The sequence below is a fragment of the Melaminivora jejuensis genome, from assembly GCF_017811175.1.
GTDB lineage: Bacteria > Pseudomonadota > Gammaproteobacteria > Burkholderiales > Burkholderiaceae_C > Melaminivora > Melaminivora jejuensis.
Genome location: NZ_JACWIJ010000002.1, coordinates 2,360,962 through 2,375,579, shown reverse-complemented (window position 1 = coordinate 2,375,579; position 14,618 = coordinate 2,360,962). Strand labels below are relative to the sequence as shown.

General features: G+C 69.6%; 13 protein-coding genes. 12 read left to right on the top strand and 1 reads right to left on the bottom strand.

Annotated features, from left to right (window positions below; all coding sequences use genetic code 11):
- Window positions 1–38 precede the first annotated feature (38 nt).
- Complete coding sequence (locus tag IDM45_RS11225) at window positions 39–1,106, bottom strand: AraC family transcriptional regulator (protein WP_209422917.1); 1,068 nt, start codon at window positions 1,104–1,106, stop codon at window positions 39–41.
- Between the two features lie 112 nt (window positions 1,107–1,218).
- Between IDM45_RS11225 and IDM45_RS11220 the strand changes: the two genes are divergently transcribed.
- The 12 genes from IDM45_RS11220 to IDM45_RS11165 all read left to right on the top strand — a co-directional run bounded on the left by IDM45_RS11220 (window position 1,219) and on the right by IDM45_RS11165 (window position 14,534).
- Window positions 1,219–2,961 (top strand): AMP-binding protein, encoded by a 1,743-nt coding sequence (locus IDM45_RS11220; RefSeq protein ID WP_209422916.1) that lies wholly within the window; start codon window positions 1,219–1,221, stop codon window positions 2,959–2,961.
- 63 nt (window positions 2,962–3,024) lie between these two features.
- Window positions 3,025–4,629 carry a carboxyl transferase domain-containing protein gene (locus tag IDM45_RS11215; protein WP_209422915.1) on the top strand — a complete coding sequence of 535 codons (1,605 nt, stop codon included), beginning with the start codon at window positions 3,025–3,027 and terminating at the stop codon, window positions 4,627–4,629.
- A gap of 14 nt (window positions 4,630–4,643) precedes the next feature.
- Window positions 4,644–5,450 carry an enoyl-CoA hydratase/isomerase family protein gene (locus IDM45_RS11210; protein ID WP_209422914.1) on the top strand — a complete coding sequence of 269 codons (807 nt, stop codon included), beginning with the start codon at window positions 4,644–4,646 and terminating at the stop codon, window positions 5,448–5,450.
- A 206-nt stretch (window positions 5,451–5,656) separates the two neighbouring features.
- On the top strand, window positions 5,657–6,376 hold the full coding sequence (locus IDM45_RS11205; RefSeq protein ID WP_209422913.1) for a DUF4126 domain-containing protein: 720 nt from the start codon (window positions 5,657–5,659) through the stop codon (window positions 6,374–6,376).
- A gap of 1 nt (window position 6,377) precedes the next feature.
- Window positions 6,378–8,462 carry an acetyl/propionyl/methylcrotonyl-CoA carboxylase subunit alpha gene (locus IDM45_RS18260; protein ID WP_209422912.1) on the top strand — a complete coding sequence of 695 codons (2,085 nt, stop codon included), beginning with the start codon at window positions 6,378–6,380 and terminating at the stop codon, window positions 8,460–8,462.
- Window positions 8,463–8,628: 166 nt separating this feature from the next.
- The gene (locus IDM45_RS11195) at window positions 8,629–9,549 is read left to right on the top strand and encodes a 2-hydroxyacid dehydrogenase (protein ID WP_209422911.1); all 921 of its coding nucleotides are present in this window, start codon (window positions 8,629–8,631) and stop codon (window positions 9,547–9,549) included.
- A 54-nt stretch (window positions 9,550–9,603) separates the two neighbouring features.
- Entirely contained in the window at window positions 9,604–10,512 is a 909-nt protein-coding gene (locus tag IDM45_RS11190) for a hydroxymethylglutaryl-CoA lyase (protein ID WP_209422910.1), read from the top strand.
- Between the two features lie 24 nt (window positions 10,513–10,536).
- Entirely contained in the window at window positions 10,537–11,082 is a 546-nt protein-coding gene (locus IDM45_RS11185; RefSeq protein ID WP_209422909.1) for a YbaK/EbsC family protein, read from the top strand.
- Window positions 11,083–11,093: 11 nt separating this feature from the next.
- Window positions 11,094–11,372, top strand: coding sequence for a DUF1289 domain-containing protein (locus IDM45_RS11180; protein WP_209422908.1), 279 nt, complete (start codon window positions 11,094–11,096; stop codon window positions 11,370–11,372).
- Window positions 11,369–11,971: a 2-hydroxychromene-2-carboxylate isomerase gene (locus IDM45_RS11175; RefSeq protein WP_209422907.1), complete on the top strand. Its 603-nt coding sequence runs from the start codon at window positions 11,369–11,371 to the stop codon at window positions 11,969–11,971. Before IDM45_RS11180 ends, IDM45_RS11175 begins: the two co-directional genes overlap by 4 nt.
- 89 nt (window positions 11,972–12,060) lie before the next feature.
- Window positions 12,061–13,893: a DUF294 nucleotidyltransferase-like domain-containing protein gene (locus IDM45_RS11170; RefSeq protein ID WP_209422906.1), complete on the top strand. Its 1,833-nt coding sequence runs from the start codon at window positions 12,061–12,063 to the stop codon at window positions 13,891–13,893.
- Window positions 13,890–14,534 (top strand): 3'-5' exonuclease, encoded by a 645-nt coding sequence (locus tag IDM45_RS11165; RefSeq protein WP_209422905.1) that lies wholly within the window; start codon window positions 13,890–13,892, stop codon window positions 14,532–14,534. Before IDM45_RS11170 ends, IDM45_RS11165 begins: the two co-directional genes overlap by 4 nt.
- Window positions 14,535–14,618 lie beyond the last annotated feature (84 nt).

The following is a 14,618-nucleotide window of genomic DNA, read 5'->3' as shown; positions in this document are numbered from 1 at the left end:
GGCCGGCTTTGGAGCAGCGCCCGTGTGTCAGAGCGTGTTTACGATCCCCGCGCGGCGCCGCGCAACTGTCCCGGCGAGTGCCCCGTCCAGCCGCGAAACGCCCGGATGAAGCTTTTTTCGCTGGCAAAGCCCACGGCCTGCGCCACCTGCTTGATGGGGCGTTCGCTGCGCTGCAGCAGCTCGATGGCGCGTGCGCAGCGCACCTCGTCCTTGAGCTGCTGCAGCGTTGCGCCCTCGGCAGCGAGCTGGCGGTGCAGCGTGCGCGGCGACAGGTGCAGCGCCTCGGCCACGCTGGGGCCGCTGTGCGCCGCCTCGGGCGCCAGCGCCAGCCACTGGCGCACGCGCTGCACCAGCAGCCGGTCGCGCCGGTACTGGCGCACCGTGAGCGGCAAGGCGCGCTGCAGCATCTGGTTCATGGCCGCCTCGTCGCGCACCAGGGGCCATTGCAGGCACTGCGCGTCGAGCTGCACGGCGGCGGCATCGGCGCCAAAGCCGATGGCCCCGTCGAACAGCACGCCGTAGGCCGGCGCGTGCACCGGCGCGGCAAACGGGAACTGCGCGCCCAGCACCGGCAATCGCGAGTCCACCAGCCAGCTCGCCAGGCCCAGCACGTTGCGCAGCACCGACACCAGGCAGAACTCGCGCAGCGGCCCCAGGTCGCAGCGCTCCTCGATGGCCAGCTGCGCCTGGCCGCCGGGCTGCTGCGTCAGGCGCAGCTCGATGGCCTGCGTCAGCAGCGCGTGATGGCGGCACCAGCGCGCCAGCGCCAGGCCCAGCGTGGGCGCCGACAGCGAGGCGCGCGCCAACATGCCGTAGCTGCCCCAGGGCAGGCGGCGCTCGAACCAGCCCAGGGCCTCGTCGTCGAGCTCGCGCATGGCGCCCTCGCACAGCACTTCCATCTGCCAGGCGGTGATGCGGGCGTCGGTGCGGGCCAGTTGCGCTGGCGCAATATGTGCCCGCGCCAGCACCTCGGCGGCATCCATGCCGCGCCGTGCATAAGCCAGCACCACCGCCTGCACAAAAGCCATGGGCGTTGCTGCCACAGTGCCCTGGCGCAGTGCCAGAGGGCTGCGGCTGGATTGCGGGGGCAGGGCAGGGGTGAACATGATGTGGCCATTATTGCAACCTCGCTGGCCCCATCTGGGCGGGGCGGCGGCGTATGCTGCACCCCGGGGCAGGCCGCGCACCGGCCTGTCATATTTTCTGGAGACAGCCGACATGACGGACACGACGGAGCTCAACGCCCCAGCCACCCCCGCATCCCCGGCCCCGAGCCACGCCCGGGGCCGCCTGGACACGCCGCTGATCGAGCAGACCATTGGCGACTTCTTTGCCGACATGGCGCGGCAGCAGGGCAGCCGCGACGCCCTGGTCAGCCGCCACCAGGGCCTGCGCTACAGCTACGCCGAGCTGCAGCGCGAGGCGCGCCGCCTGGCCAGTGCGCTGCTCGGCCTGGGCCTGCAACAGGGCGACCGCGTCAGCATCTGGTCGCACAACAACGCCGAGTGGGTCTTGATGCAATTGGCCACGGCGCAAGTCGGCCTGATCCTGGTCAACATCAACCCGGCGTATCGCGTGGCCGAGGTCGAATACGCGCTGAACAAAGTCGGCTGCAAGGCGCTGGTGAGCATGGCGCAGTTCAAGACCAGCGACTATCTGGCCATGCTGCGCGAGCTGGCGCCCGAGCTGGGCCGCTGCGCCCCCGGCCTGCTGGCCGCCCGGCGCCTGCCCGAGCTGCGCGCCGTGGTCTGGATCGACGTGGCCGGCCAAGGCGACGAGCAGCCCGGGATGCTGCGCTTTTCCGAACTGCTGCAGCGCGGTGACCCGCAGGATGCGCGCATCGATGCGGTGGCCGCGCAGCTCAAGAACACCGACCCGATCAACATCCAGTTCACCAGCGGCACCACGGGCTTTCCCAAGGGCGCGACGCTCACCCACCGCAACATCCTGAACAACGGCTTTTTCATCGGCGAGTGCATGAAGCTCACGCCCGAGGATCGGCTGTGCATCCCCGTGCCGCTGTACCACTGCTTCGGCATGGTGCTGGGCAATCTGGCGTGCTTCACGCACGGCGCGACCGTGGTCTATCCCAACGACGGGTTTGATGCGCTCACGGTGCTGGAGACCGTGCAGGCCGAGCGCTGCACCGGCTTGCACGGCGTGCCGACCATGTTCATCGCCGAGCTGGATCACCCGCGCTTTGCCGAGTTCGACCTGTCCACGCTGCGCACCGGCATCATGGCCGGATCGCCCTGCCCGACCGAGGTCATGAAGCGCGTGGTCAGCGAGATGCACCTGTCGCAGATCACCATCGCCTACGGCATGACCGAGACCAGCCCGGTGAGCTGCCAAAGCAGCACCGACACGCCCCTGGAAAAGCGCGTGTCCACCGTGGGCACGGTGCAGCCGCACCTGGAGATCAAGATCATCGAGCCGGAGAGCGGCGCCATCGTGCCGCGTGGCACCAGCGGCGAGCTGTGTACGCGCGGCTACTCGGTCATGCACGGCTACTGGGGCGATGCGGAAAAGACGCGCGAGGCCATCGATGGCGAGGGTTTCATGCACACCGGCGACCTGGCCACCATGGATGAGGAGGGCTACGTCAACATCGTGGGCCGCATCAAGGACATGGTGATCCGTGGCGGCGAGAACCTGTATCCGCGCGAGATTGAGGAATTTTTGTACCGCCACCCGCTGGTGCAGGACGTGCAGGTGGTCGGCGTGCCCGATGCGCGCCTGGGCGAGGAGCTGTGCGCCTGGATCATCGCCAAGCCCGGCGCTGCCCCCAGCGAAGCCGACATCCGCGAGTTCTGCAAGGGCCAGATCGCGCACTACAAGGTGCCGCGCTACATCCGCTTCGTGCAGGAATTTCCCATGACCGTGACCGGCAAGATCCAGAAATTCAAGATTCGCGATGTGATGAAAGACGAGCTGGGGCTGCAAGAGGCGCACACCGCGTGACCGCCAGCCCGCTCGTCTCTTTGCTCCCTCTGCCGCGCCCCTCTACTCAGCGACTGAAATCCCATGATCCTCGACACCCAACTCAACCCACGCTCTGCCGACTTCCAGGCCAATGCCGCTGCCATGCGCCAGCTGGTCGATGACCTGCGCGCCCAGCTCGAACGTGTCGCCCAGGGCGGCGGCGAGGCCGCCCGCGCCAAGCACCTGGCGCGCGGCAAGCTGCTGCCGCGCGACCGGGTTCTGAACCTGCTCGACCCGGGCACGCCATTTCTGGAAATCGCCCCGCTGGCCGCGCTCAACATGTACGAGGGCGCCGCGCCCGGCGCCGGCATGATCGCCGGCATCGGCCGCGTGGCCGGCACCGATTGCCTGATCGTGTGCAACGACGCCACCGTCAAGGGCGGAACGTACTACCCCATGACGGTGAAAAAGCACCTGCGCGCGCAGGAGATCGCGCAGCAGAACTGCCTGCCGTGCATCTATCTGGTGGACTCGGGCGGGGCCAACCTGCCGAATCAGGACGAGGTTTTCCCCGATCGTGAGCACTTTGGCCGCATCTTCTACAATCAGGCCAACATGAGCGCCCAGGGCATCGCGCAGATCGCCGTGGTCATGGGCAGTTGCACGGCGGGCGGCGCCTACGTGCCGGCCATGAGCGACGAGACCATCATCGTCAAGGATCAGGGCACCATCTTTCTGGGCGGCCCGCCGCTGGTCAAGGCCGCCACGGGCGAGGTCGTGAGCGCGGAAGACCTGGGCGGCGGCGACGTGCACACCCGCCTGTCGGGCGTGGCCGACCACCTGGCACACAATGACATGCACGCCCTGGCGCTGGCCCGGGCGGCGGTCAAGAATTTGAACCGAAATCGGCCTCAAGCCCTTGAGGGGCCAGCGCCGGCAGCTCCCAAATTTGCAGCGGAGGAACTCTACGGCGTCATCCCCACGGACACGCGCAAGCCCTTTGACGTGCGCGAAATCATCGCCCGCATCGTCGATGGCAGCGAGTTCGACGAGTTCAAGGCGCGCTTTGGCTCGACCCTGGTGTGCGGCTTTGCCCGCATCGAGGGCATGGCGGTGGGCATCATCGCCAACAACGGCATCCTGTTCAGTGAGTCCGCCGTCAAGGGCGCGCACTTCATCGAGCTGTGCTGCCAGCGCAAGATTCCGCTGGTGTTCCTGCAGAACATCACCGGCTTCATGGTCGGGCGCAAGGTGGAAAACGAAGGCATCGCGCGCCACGGCGCGAAACTGGTGACTGCCGTGGCCACGGCCAATGTGCCCAAGTTCACCGTCATCATTGGCGGCAGCTTTGGCGCCGGCAACTACGGCATGTGCGGGCGCGCCTATTCGCCGCGCTTTCTGTGGATGTGGCCGAACGCGCGCATCAGCGTGATGGGCGGCGAGCAGGCCGCCAGCGTGCTGGCCACCGTGCGCCGCGACGGCATCGAGGGCAAGGGCGGCCAGTGGTCGGCTGAGGAGGAAGAAGCCTTCAAGGCGCCGATCCGCCAGCAATACGAGGATCAAGGCCACCCTTACTACGCCACGGCGCGCCTGTGGGACGACGGCGTGATCGACCCCGCCGACACGCGCCGCGTGCTGGCGCTGGGCCTGGCGGCGGCGCGCCATGCGCCGATCCCCGACGTCAAGTTCGGCATCTTCCGCATGTAAACCGGGGCGCTGCCATGAGCCAGAACTCTTCCCAGAACTCCTCCCAGAACCTGTCCATCAGCCAAACGGGCGCTGTCGCGCGCATCACACTGACCCAGCCCGAGGTGCGCAACGCCTTCAGCGACGAGGTCATCGCCGAGATCACCGCCGCCTTTGCCGACGTGGGCGCGCGCGCCGATGTGCGCGCCATCGTGCTGGCCGCAGAAGGCCCGGCGTTCTGCGCCGGCGCCAACCTGAACTGGATGCGCCGCATGGCCGACTACACGCGCGCGGAGAACCTGCAGGACGCCGCCAAGCTGGCCGAGATGCTGCGCGTGATCTACGAGTGCGAAAAGCCGACGATTGCCCGCGTGCAGGGCGACGTCTATGCCGGCGGCATGGGGCTGGTCGCCGCCTGCGACATGGCGGTCAGCGTGGACACGGCGGGCTACTGCCTGTCCGAAGTGAAGCTGGGCCTGATCCCGGCGACCATCAGCCCCTACGTCATCCGCGCCATGGGCGCGCGTGCGGCGCACCGCTACTTCCTGACCGCCGAGCGCTTCGACGCCGCCGAGGCGCTGCGCATCGGCTTCGTGCATCAGGTGGTGGTAGCCGACCAGCTCGATGCCGCCGTCGATGCGCTGGCCAAGGCGCTGGCCAGCGCCAGCCCGAATGCCGTGCGCGCCTGCAAGCGCCTGGTGCAGGACGTGGCCGAGCGCGCGATCGACGCGCAGCTCATCGCCGCCACGGTGGCGGGTATTGCCGACATCCGCGCCAGCGACGAGGGGCGCGAGGGCGTGCAGTCGTTCTTGCAAAAACGCAAGCCGGGGTGGCTGGCGTGAGTGCTCGCACTGCCGCTGCGCGTCAGCACCCCTGCGCCCGCGCGGCAGAGGGGCGGGCCGTCTTGCTCCCTCTCCCGCTGGCGGGAGAGGGCTGGGGTGAGGGTGGCCGCCCGCAGCGGGCGCCGCGCCTGAACCACCCCCTCACCCCCACCCTCTCCCCCACGGGGGAGAGGGAGTAGCTGCCGGCCCCAGCGCCCGCGCCCTCCATGGATCAGCTCTGGCTCTCCCTCGTCCAATGGCTGCACACCATCGGCCTGCACGTCGATGCGAGCACCTCGCGCGCCGTGGCCGAGGGCGCGGCGCGCGCCACGCAGCAGCTGGACATGCCCGGCCTGCTGGCGCTGGCCGCCGCCCTGGGCTGGGCCAGCGGCTTTCGGCTGTATGCGGTGGTCTTCATCGTCGGCAGCCTGGGCGCGCTGGGCTGGCTGGCGCTGCCGGCAGGCCTGGCCGTGCTGATGCATCCGGCGGTGCTGGGCACGAGCGGCCTGATGCTGCTGGTCGAGTTCTTTGCCGACAAGATCCCCTGGCTGGACAGCGCCTGGGATGCCTTGCACGCCTTCATCCGCGTGCCGGCGGGCATGGCGCTGGCGGCGGGCGTGTTCAGCGCCGACAGCGCCACCATGGCCGTGGTGGCGGCGCTCTTGGGCGGATCGCTGTCGGCCACGGCGCTGGCCACCAAGATGACCACGCGCGCGGCCGTGAACACCTCGCCCGAGCCGTTTTCCAACTGGGGCCTGTCGTTTTTCGAGGACGGCCTGGTCGTCGCCGTGGTCTGGCTGGCCACGCAGCACCCGCTGCTGTTCGGCCTGGCGCTGGTGCTGATGCTGGCGCTGTCGGCACTGCTGCTCGCAGTGCTTTTCAAATTTCTGCGCGCCGTGCTGCGGCGCATGTCTTCTTTGTTTTCCGGCTCTGCCAAGGTGGCCTGACATGTTCCAAAAAATCCTGATCGCCAATCGCGGCGAAATCGCCTGCCGCGTCGCTGCGACGGCCCGCCGCATGGGCGTCAAGACCGTTGCCGTGTATTCCGACGCCGACGCCCACGCCAAGCACGTCGCCGCCTGCGACGAGGCCGTACACATCGGTGGCAGCGCGCCCAAGGACAGCTATCTGCGCTGGGAGCGCATCCTGGAGGCGGCCCGCGCCACCGGCGCCCAGGCCATCCACCCGGGCTACGGCTTTCTGTCCGAAAACGAGGACTTCGCCCGCGCCTGCGCCGAGGCCGGCCTGGTCTTCATCGGCCCGCCGGCGTCGGCCATTGCCGACATGGGCCTGAAGGCCGAGTCCAAGCGCCTGATGGACAAAGCCGGCGTGCCGCTGGTGCCCGGCTACCAGGGCGAGGATCAAGACCCGCAACTGCTGCAGCGCGAGGCCGACCGCATCGGCTACCCGGTGCTCATCAAGGCCAGCGCCGGCGGCGGCGGCAAGGGGATGCGGCTGGTCGAGAACAGCGAGGACTTTGCCGCTGCGCTCGATTCGTGCAAGCGCGAGGCCATCAATAGCTTTGGCAACGCCGCCGTGCTGGTCGAGAAATACGTGCTGCGCCCGCGCCACATCGAGATCCAGGTCTTTGGCGACACGCAGGGCAACGTGGTCTATCTGTTCGAGCGCGACTGCTCGGTGCAAAGGCGCCACCAGAAGGTACTGGAAGAAGCCCCCGCGCCCGGCATGACGCCCGAGCTGCGCCGCCGGATGGGCGAGGCCGCCGTGGCCGCCGCCAAGGCGGTGGGCTACGTCGGCGCCGGCACGGTGGAGTTCATCGTCGAGCAGCCGGGCGGCTACGACCAGCCCGAGGCCATGAAGTTCTACTTCATGGAGATGAACACGCGGCTGCAGGTCGAGCACCCGGTGACCGAGGCCATCACCGGCGAAGACCTGGTGGAGTGGCAATTGCGCGTGGCCTTTGGTGAGCCGCTGCCCAAGCGCCAGGACGAGCTTGCGATCACCGGCCACGCCGTCGAGGCGCGCATCTGCGCCGAGAACCCGGACAACCAGTTCCTGCCCGCTACCGGCACCCTGGCGGTGTACGCCAAGCCCGAATGCACGGCCTTTGAACGCGAGAACCTGCAGGGCACGAGTGCCCGGCCCCGTATCGACGATGGTGTGCGGTGCGGCGACGCCATCAGCCCGTTCTACGACAGCATGATCGCCAAGCTGATCGTGCATGGCGAGACGCGCGAGCAGGCGCTGGCGCGGCTCGACGATGCGCTGGCGCAGACGCACATCGTCGGCCTGGCGACCAACGTGCAGTTTCTGCGTCATGTCGTGAAGAGCGATGCGTTCCGGCGCGCCCAGCTCGACACCGCGCTGATCCAGCGCGAGGCCGCCGTGCTGTTCGACCAGGACAGGGTCGGCCTGCCGCTGGCCGCCGCCGCCGCCGTGGCGCAGACCCTGGCGCGCGAGCAGGCCGGCGCCGTGGCCGGCGACCCGTTCAGCCAGCGCGACGGCTGGCGCGGCCTGCTGGCCAGCCACCGGCGCTTCGACTTCGACTACCGCAGCCAGCCGGCCACGGCCTGGCTGCGCTATGGCCAGGCGGGCGCGGCGCACCACCTGTCGGTGGGCGCGGACGGCAGCGAGAACGTGAGCGCCAGCGATCTGGCCTTTGCCGTGCTGCCGGACGGCGCGCTGGAGCTGCAGTTCGCCGGCCAGCGCACGCGCGCCCGGGTCTATGCCCAGGGCGAGGCGCTGGAGGTCTTCACGCCGCAGGGCGCGACGCTGGAGGTCTTCACGCCGCAGGGCGCGACGCGCATCGCCGTGGTCGATCCGCTGGCCCACGCCGGCGAGACGGCCAGCGAGGGCGGGCGCCTGACCGCGCCCATGCCGGGCAAGGTGGTGTCCTTTGCCGTGCAGGCCGGCGACCAGGTCAGCAAGGGCCAGCCGCTGGCCGTGATGGAGGCCATGAAGATGGAGCACACCATCGCCGCCCCGGCCGATGGTGTGGTGGCCGAGCTGCTCTACGCCCCGGGCGACCAGGTGGCCGAGGGGGCGGAGCTGCTGCGGCTGACGCAGGAGTGAGCGCGGTCAGCCACCCCGGTTTGCGCTCCTTTCCCCAGAGGAAGAGGGAGCAGGAGCTTCGACCTGATTTTCAATTTTGATAGCTGTCAGCGCTTGTCCAGCAAGGGTTTCAGCCTGTTTTGACCATGAAACAGAAAAACAGCGAAGCTTGCTACCCTCACCGGCCATGAAAATCGCTTTTTGCTGCACCGATACCCGCCCCGAACCCTGGCTGCAAGGCCTGTCCGCCGCGCTGCCGCAGGCCGACATCCAGGTCTGGCAGCCCGGCATGGCGCCATTCGACTACGCCGTGGTCTGGGCGCCGCCCCAGCAGTTCATCGACGAGCAGCCCGGCCTGCGGGCGCTGTTCAACATCGGCGCCGGCGTCGATGGCCTGCTCAAGCTGCGCCTGCCGCCCGGCCTGGCTGTGGTGCGGCTGGAGGATGCCGGCATGTCGGTGCAGATGGCCGAGTACGTCTGCCATGCGCTGATCCGGCATTTCCGCGAGTTCGACGCCTACGAGGCCAGCGCGCGCCAGGGGCAGTGGAGCTTTCGCAAGCCGCGCTCGCGTGCCGACTTCCCCGTGGGCATCATGGGCCTGGGCGTGCTGGGCCGGCGCGTGGCGCAGGCGGTGGCGCAGTTCGGCTTCCCGGTCAACGGCTGGAGCCGCGCGCCGCGCGCGCTGGATGGCGTGCAGACCTACAGCGGCCCGCAGGGCCTGCAGGATTTCCTGGCCGCCAGCCGGGTGCTGGTCAACCTGCTGCCGCTGACGCCGGACACGGAAAACATCCTGAACCACGACACCCTGGGCCGCCTGCAGCCGGGCGGCTACCTGATCAACGTGGCGCGCGGCGCGCATCTGGTCGATGCCGATCTGCTGGCGCTGCTGGACGCGGGACAGCTGGCCGGCGCGACGCTGGACGTGTTCCGCACCGAGCCGCTGCCGGCGCAGCACCCGTTTTGGCAGCACCCGAAAATCACCGTCACCCCGCACACCTCGGCACGCACGCTGCGGGGTGAGACCATCGCCCAGGTCGCCGGCAAGATCGCCCGCCTGGCGCGCCAAGAACCCATTACCGGCGTGGTGGACGTGGCACGCGGCTATTGAGACCGTGGAGCCACCGACGCCGCCGCAGCACCCTCTCCCGACAAGAAAGCCACCATGCCTCTGCCCACCCGCGTGAACATCATCGACGTAGGCCCGCGCGACGGCCTGCAAAACGAAAAGCAGCCCGTGCCCACCGATGTCAAGGTCGGCCTAGTGCAGCGCCTGCAGGACGCGGGCCTGGCCGAGATCGAAGTCACCAGCTATGTCAGCCCCAAGTGGGTGCCGCAGATGGCCGACAACCACGCCGTCATGCAGGCCATCGCGCGCCGTGGCGGCGTGCGCTACTCGGTGCTCACCCCCAACCTCAAGGGCTGGGAGGCAGCCGTGCAGGACAGGCCGGATGAGATCGTGGTCTTCGGCGCGGCCAGCGAGGCCTTCAGCCAGAAGAACATCAACTGCTCTATCGCCGAGAGCATCGAGCGCTTCGCCCCGGTGGTCGAGGCGGCGCGCGCCGCCGGCGTGGCCGTGCGCGGCGCCATGAGCTGCACCGTGGGCTGCCCCTATGAGGGCGACATCGCCCCCGGGCGCGTGGCCTACCTGGCCGGGCTGATGAAGGGCATTGGCGTCGAGCGCGTCGATGTCGCCGACACCATCGGCGTGGGTACGCCCCTGGCGGTGCAGCGCGCCATCGAGGCGACGCAGCAGCACTACGGCATCGACCAGATCTCGGGGCACTTCCACGACACCTACGGCCAGGCGCTGGCCAACACGCTGGCGGCGCTGCAGATGGGTGTGTGGAACTTCCAGTCGTCCGTGGCCGGCCTGGGCGGCTGCCCTTATGCCAAGGGCGCGACCGGCAACGTGGCCACCGAAGACCTGGTCTTCATGCTGAACGGCATAGGCATAGAGACTGGCATCGACCTGGATCGGCTGGTGGACGCGGGCGTGTTCATCAGCGATTTCCTGGGCCGCAAGCCCAACTCGCGCGTGGCCACGGCGCTGCTCAACAAGCGTGCCGGGTGAATGGATCAGCGACGGATGAGCGCCATGCCCGATTCCACCTTGCCCACTTTCGCTCCCAACCCCACGGCGCACGCCGCCCTGCCCGAGGGCGTGCAGCGCATCGCCGCCGTGCTGGCCGCCGCCGGCCACCCGCACGCGCCGCTGATGCTGGACGCCGCCGCGCGCACCGCGCAGCAGGCGGCCGATGCCCTGGGCGTGGCGCTGGGCCAGATCGCCAAGAGCATCATCTTCCGGCGCAGGCAGGACGATGCGGCGGTGCTGGTCATCACCTCGGGCGACCGGCGGGTCGATGAGAAAAAAGTCGCCGCACTGGTTGGCAAGCTGGGCCGGGCGGATGCCGATTTCGTCAAGGTCAGGACGGGCTTTTCCATCGGCGGCGTGGCGCCCATCGGCCACGCCAGCGCGCCGGTCACGCTGATCGACGCCGAGCTGCTGCGCTTCGATGTGATCTGGGCGGCGGCTGGCCATCCGCACGGCGTGTTCCAGCTCAGCGCGCAGGATTTGCAGCGCCTGACCGGCGCGCCGCTGGCCGATGTGGTGCTGGCGGTGCTGCCGCAGCCGGCTTCGTGAACAATGGCGGCATGGATACACCTGTTGTCGTTACTTCTGATTTGATAGCTGCCCGCGCTTGCCAGGCAAGGGCTGAAGGCCAATTTGACCCGGATTTTGCCGATGCCGTGCCCTCGCCCTGCGTGTCCGTGTGCCGCATGACGCCGGATCGCAGCCACTGCCAGGGCTGCTTTCGCACCATCGAGGAAATCCGCGCCTGGTCGGGCGCGGGCAACGGCCAGCGCCGTGCCATCTGGGCCGCGCTGCTGGCGCGCGCCGGCCTGCCCGTGCCCGGGGAGCTGCAGGCATGAAGCACATCACCTTTTATCTGGACGTCGTCTCGCCCTACGCCTGGCTGGCCTTCGAGCAGTTGCCGCAGGCGCTCGAAGGCCTGAGCTACCACGTCAGCTACCGCCCGGTGCTGCTGGGCGCGCTGCTGCAGCACCACGGCAACCCCGGGCCGCTGGGCGTTGCGCCCAAGCGCGACTGGACGTATCGCCACGCCGCCTGGCTGGGCCACAGCCTGGGCTGCGGGCTGGACATGCCGGCGCAGCACCCTTTCAATTCGCTGGCGCTGCTGCGCCTGGCGCTGGAGTGCAGCGCGGACGGCAGCATCAACCGCTTCGTCGCCGGAGCCGTGCTGCGCCATGTCTGGCGGGGCGGGCGCGATGCGCTTGATGCTGCGCGGCTGCAGGCGCTGGCCGAGCTGCTGGCCGGGCAGTGGCGCGGCGCGCCTGACGAGCGCCGCGCGCGCGCCAAAGAACTGCTGCGCGCCAACACCGACGCGGCGGCGGCACGCGGCGTGTTCGGCGTGCCGGCCTTCGAGGCCGAGGGCCGCCTGTTCTGGGGCCTCGACAGCCTGCCCATGCTGCGCGCCTGCGTGCAGGGCGATGCGTGGTTCGACACATGAATTGACACATAGGGGCCGGGTGCTGCAAGCGCGGCGCAAGGCTGGCCGGGTTGAATGGCGGGGCAGCCAACTGCCACCACGATTGCCCCATGCCCAATGCCTTCAACTTCTCCGCCTCGCCCTTTGACTGCCTGAGCAGCCAGGAGCAGGCGCTGGTGCGCGCCAGCGTGGACATCGCCTACTACCCCGAGGGCGCGGTGGTGCTGCAGCCGGGCGATGCGCCGCAGCACCTGCTGGTCATCATCAAGGGCCATGTCACGCAGACCGAGGGCGAGGAGCTGCTGGCCAGCTACGGCCCGGACGATGTCTTCGATGGCCGGGCGCTGGTGGCCGGGCGTGCCAGCAGCCGCTTTGCCGTGGCCGAGGAGCTGGTGGCCTACCAGTTGCCGCGCGCCACGGTGCAGGAGCTGATCGCCAGCAATGCCACCTTCGGCGCGCTGCTGTTTGCCGACCTGGGCCACAAGCTCAACGCCCTGGCGCAGCGCGCGCAGGAGCACGAGGCGCAGTCGCTGCTGCTGGAGCGGGTCGATCAGGCCTATCTGCGGCCCATCCACACCGTACCCGCCGCCACCGATGTCGTCAGCGTGGCGCGGCTGTTCCAGGCCGAGCGCACCACCAGCGTGCTGGTCTCGGGCCTGGCGGCGGCGGCGGACGGCCTGGGCATCTTCACCGCCAATTCGCTGCAGCGCGCCATCCTCCATGGCCAGCCCCTGCACAGCCTGGCGGTGGGCGAGCTGGCCGTGCATCCGGTGGTCAGTGTGTACGCCAGCGCCACCATCGGCGACGCGCTGGCGCTGCTGCTGCGCAAGCGCGTACACCGGCTGCTGGTGCGCGGCGACGACGGGCAGATCCTGGGCGTGCTGCGCGCGCTCGACCTGTTCGGCTTCGTCGCCAACCGCTCGCACCTGATCGGCGTGCAGATCGAGCAGGCGCGCGACCTGCCGGCGCTGGCCGCGGCGGCGGCGCAGATCACCCGCCTGATCGCCACGTTGCAGCGCGGCGGCACGCGCATCGCGCTGATGGCGCAACTGGTGCAGCAGCTCAATGCCCGGCTGTTCGAGCGCGCCTGGGCCATGGTCGCGCCGCCCGAGCTGGTGGCACACAGCTGCCTGTTCGTCATGGGCAGCGAGGGGCGCGGCGAGCAACTGCTCAAGACCGACCAGGACAACGCCCTGGTGCTGGCCGATGGCTACGTGCCGCCCGATGATCTGCAGGCGATTTGCGAGCGCTTTGCGGCGGCGCTGGCGCAGTTCGGCTACCCCGAGTGCCCGGGCCACATCATGCTGCGCAACCCCCAGTGGCGCGGCAGCGTCGGCCAGTGGCAGGAGCGCGTGCGCGGCTGGCTGCTGCAGCCCGAAGGCGAGAGCCTGATGCATCTGGCGATCTTCCTGGATGCGCACGCCGTGGCCGGCGATGCCCGGCTGCTGGATGAGGTGCGCCACAGCCTGTTCGGCCTGGCGCTGGTGAACGACGCCCTGGTGGCGCGCTTTGCCCTGGCCATCGACGCCTTCGGCAGCTCCGCCAGCGCGGCGGGCTGGTGGGGCCGGCTGCTGGGGCGCGAGGAGGCCGAGGCCGTGAACCTGAAGAAGGCCGGCATCTTTCCCATCGTGCATGGCGTGCGCAGCCTGGCGCTGGCGCGCGGCGTGCCGGCCAGCAGCACGGCGGAGCGCATCGATGCCCTGGTGGCCGAGGGCAGCCTGGATGCCACCCTGGGCCAGGAGCTGCTGCAGACGCTGCACTTGCTGATGGGCCTGCGCCTGCAGGCCGGCCTGCAGCAGCTGCGCCTGCAGCGCCCGGTGAGCGGCGAGGTCGATCCGGCGCGCCTGTCCACGCTGGAGCGCGATCTGCTCAAGGACGCGCTGGCCGTGGTCAAGCGCTTCAAGGCCGTGCTGCACCAGCGCCTGCGCCTGGATGCGGCATGAGCTGGCTGGCCGCACGCTGGCAGCAGCTGCGCCGCCAGTGGCTGCTGTATCACCTGGGCGCGCCCGAGTTCGCCTTCATGTTCGAGCCGCCGCCGCCCGATGAGTGGGTGGCACTGGACTGCGAGACCACCGGGCTGGATCCGCGCCGCGACGAGATCGTCTCCATCGGCGCCGTGCGCATCGTGGGCGAGCGCATCCTGACCAGCCAGCGCCTGGAGCTGCTGCTGCGTCCGCACAAAGGGGTCTCGGCGGACAGTGTGCGCATCCACCGCCTGCGCGAGCGCGATCTGGCCGGCGGCCTGTCCAGCGACGCGGCCATGCGCCAGCTCATGCACTTCATCGGCAGCCGCCCGCTGGTGGGCTACTACCTGGAGTTCGACGTGGCCATGCTCAACCGCGCCCTGTGGCCGATGCTGGGCATGGGCCTGCCGCAGCCCCGCATCGAGGTCTCGGCGCTGTACCACGACTATAAGTTCAGGCAATTGCCGCCCTGGCAGCAGCAGGGCGGCGCCAGCATCGACCTGCGCTTCGACACGCTGATGCGCGACCTGGGCCTGCCCCGGCGCGAGGCGCACGATGCGCTCAACGATGCCGTCATGGCGGCCCTGGCCTTCATCAAGCTGCGCCGCCTGCGCGGCTGAGGCGCCGGGCGCGCACAGGGCGCGGGCATAAAAAAACCGGGCTCCGGTGGAGCCCGGTTCCGGTTGCACGGCAGGTGCAACCTC

Excerpts from the sequence above, each read along its gene's own strand:
- IDM45_RS11225 (WP_209422917.1), bottom strand. The coding sequence starts at position 1,106 with ATGTTCACCCCTGCCCTGCCCCCGCAATCCAGCCGCAGCCCTCTGGCA.
- IDM45_RS11220 (WP_209422916.1), top strand. The coding sequence starts at position 1,219 with ATGACGGACACGACGGAGCTCAACGCCCCAGCCACCCCCGCATCCCCG.
- IDM45_RS11215 (WP_209422915.1), top strand. The coding sequence starts at position 3,025 with ATGATCCTCGACACCCAACTCAACCCACGCTCTGCCGACTTCCAGGCC.
- IDM45_RS11210 (WP_209422914.1), top strand. The coding sequence starts at position 4,644 with ATGAGCCAGAACTCTTCCCAGAACTCCTCCCAGAACCTGTCCATCAGC.
- IDM45_RS11205 (WP_209422913.1), top strand. The coding sequence starts at position 5,657 with ATGGATCAGCTCTGGCTCTCCCTCGTCCAATGGCTGCACACCATCGGC.
- IDM45_RS18260 (WP_209422912.1), top strand. The coding sequence starts at position 6,378 with ATGTTCCAAAAAATCCTGATCGCCAATCGCGGCGAAATCGCCTGCCGC.
- IDM45_RS11195 (WP_209422911.1), top strand. The coding sequence starts at position 8,629 with ATGAAAATCGCTTTTTGCTGCACCGATACCCGCCCCGAACCCTGGCTG.
- IDM45_RS11190 (WP_209422910.1), top strand. The coding sequence starts at position 9,604 with ATGCCTCTGCCCACCCGCGTGAACATCATCGACGTAGGCCCGCGCGAC.
- IDM45_RS11185 (WP_209422909.1), top strand. The coding sequence starts at position 10,537 with ATGCCCGATTCCACCTTGCCCACTTTCGCTCCCAACCCCACGGCGCAC.
- IDM45_RS11180 (WP_209422908.1), top strand. The coding sequence starts at position 11,094 with ATGGATACACCTGTTGTCGTTACTTCTGATTTGATAGCTGCCCGCGCT.
- IDM45_RS11175 (WP_209422907.1), top strand. The coding sequence starts at position 11,369 with ATGAAGCACATCACCTTTTATCTGGACGTCGTCTCGCCCTACGCCTGG.
- IDM45_RS11170 (WP_209422906.1), top strand. The coding sequence starts at position 12,061 with ATGCCCAATGCCTTCAACTTCTCCGCCTCGCCCTTTGACTGCCTGAGC.
- IDM45_RS11165 (WP_209422905.1), top strand. The coding sequence starts at position 13,890 with ATGAGCTGGCTGGCCGCACGCTGGCAGCAGCTGCGCCGCCAGTGGCTG.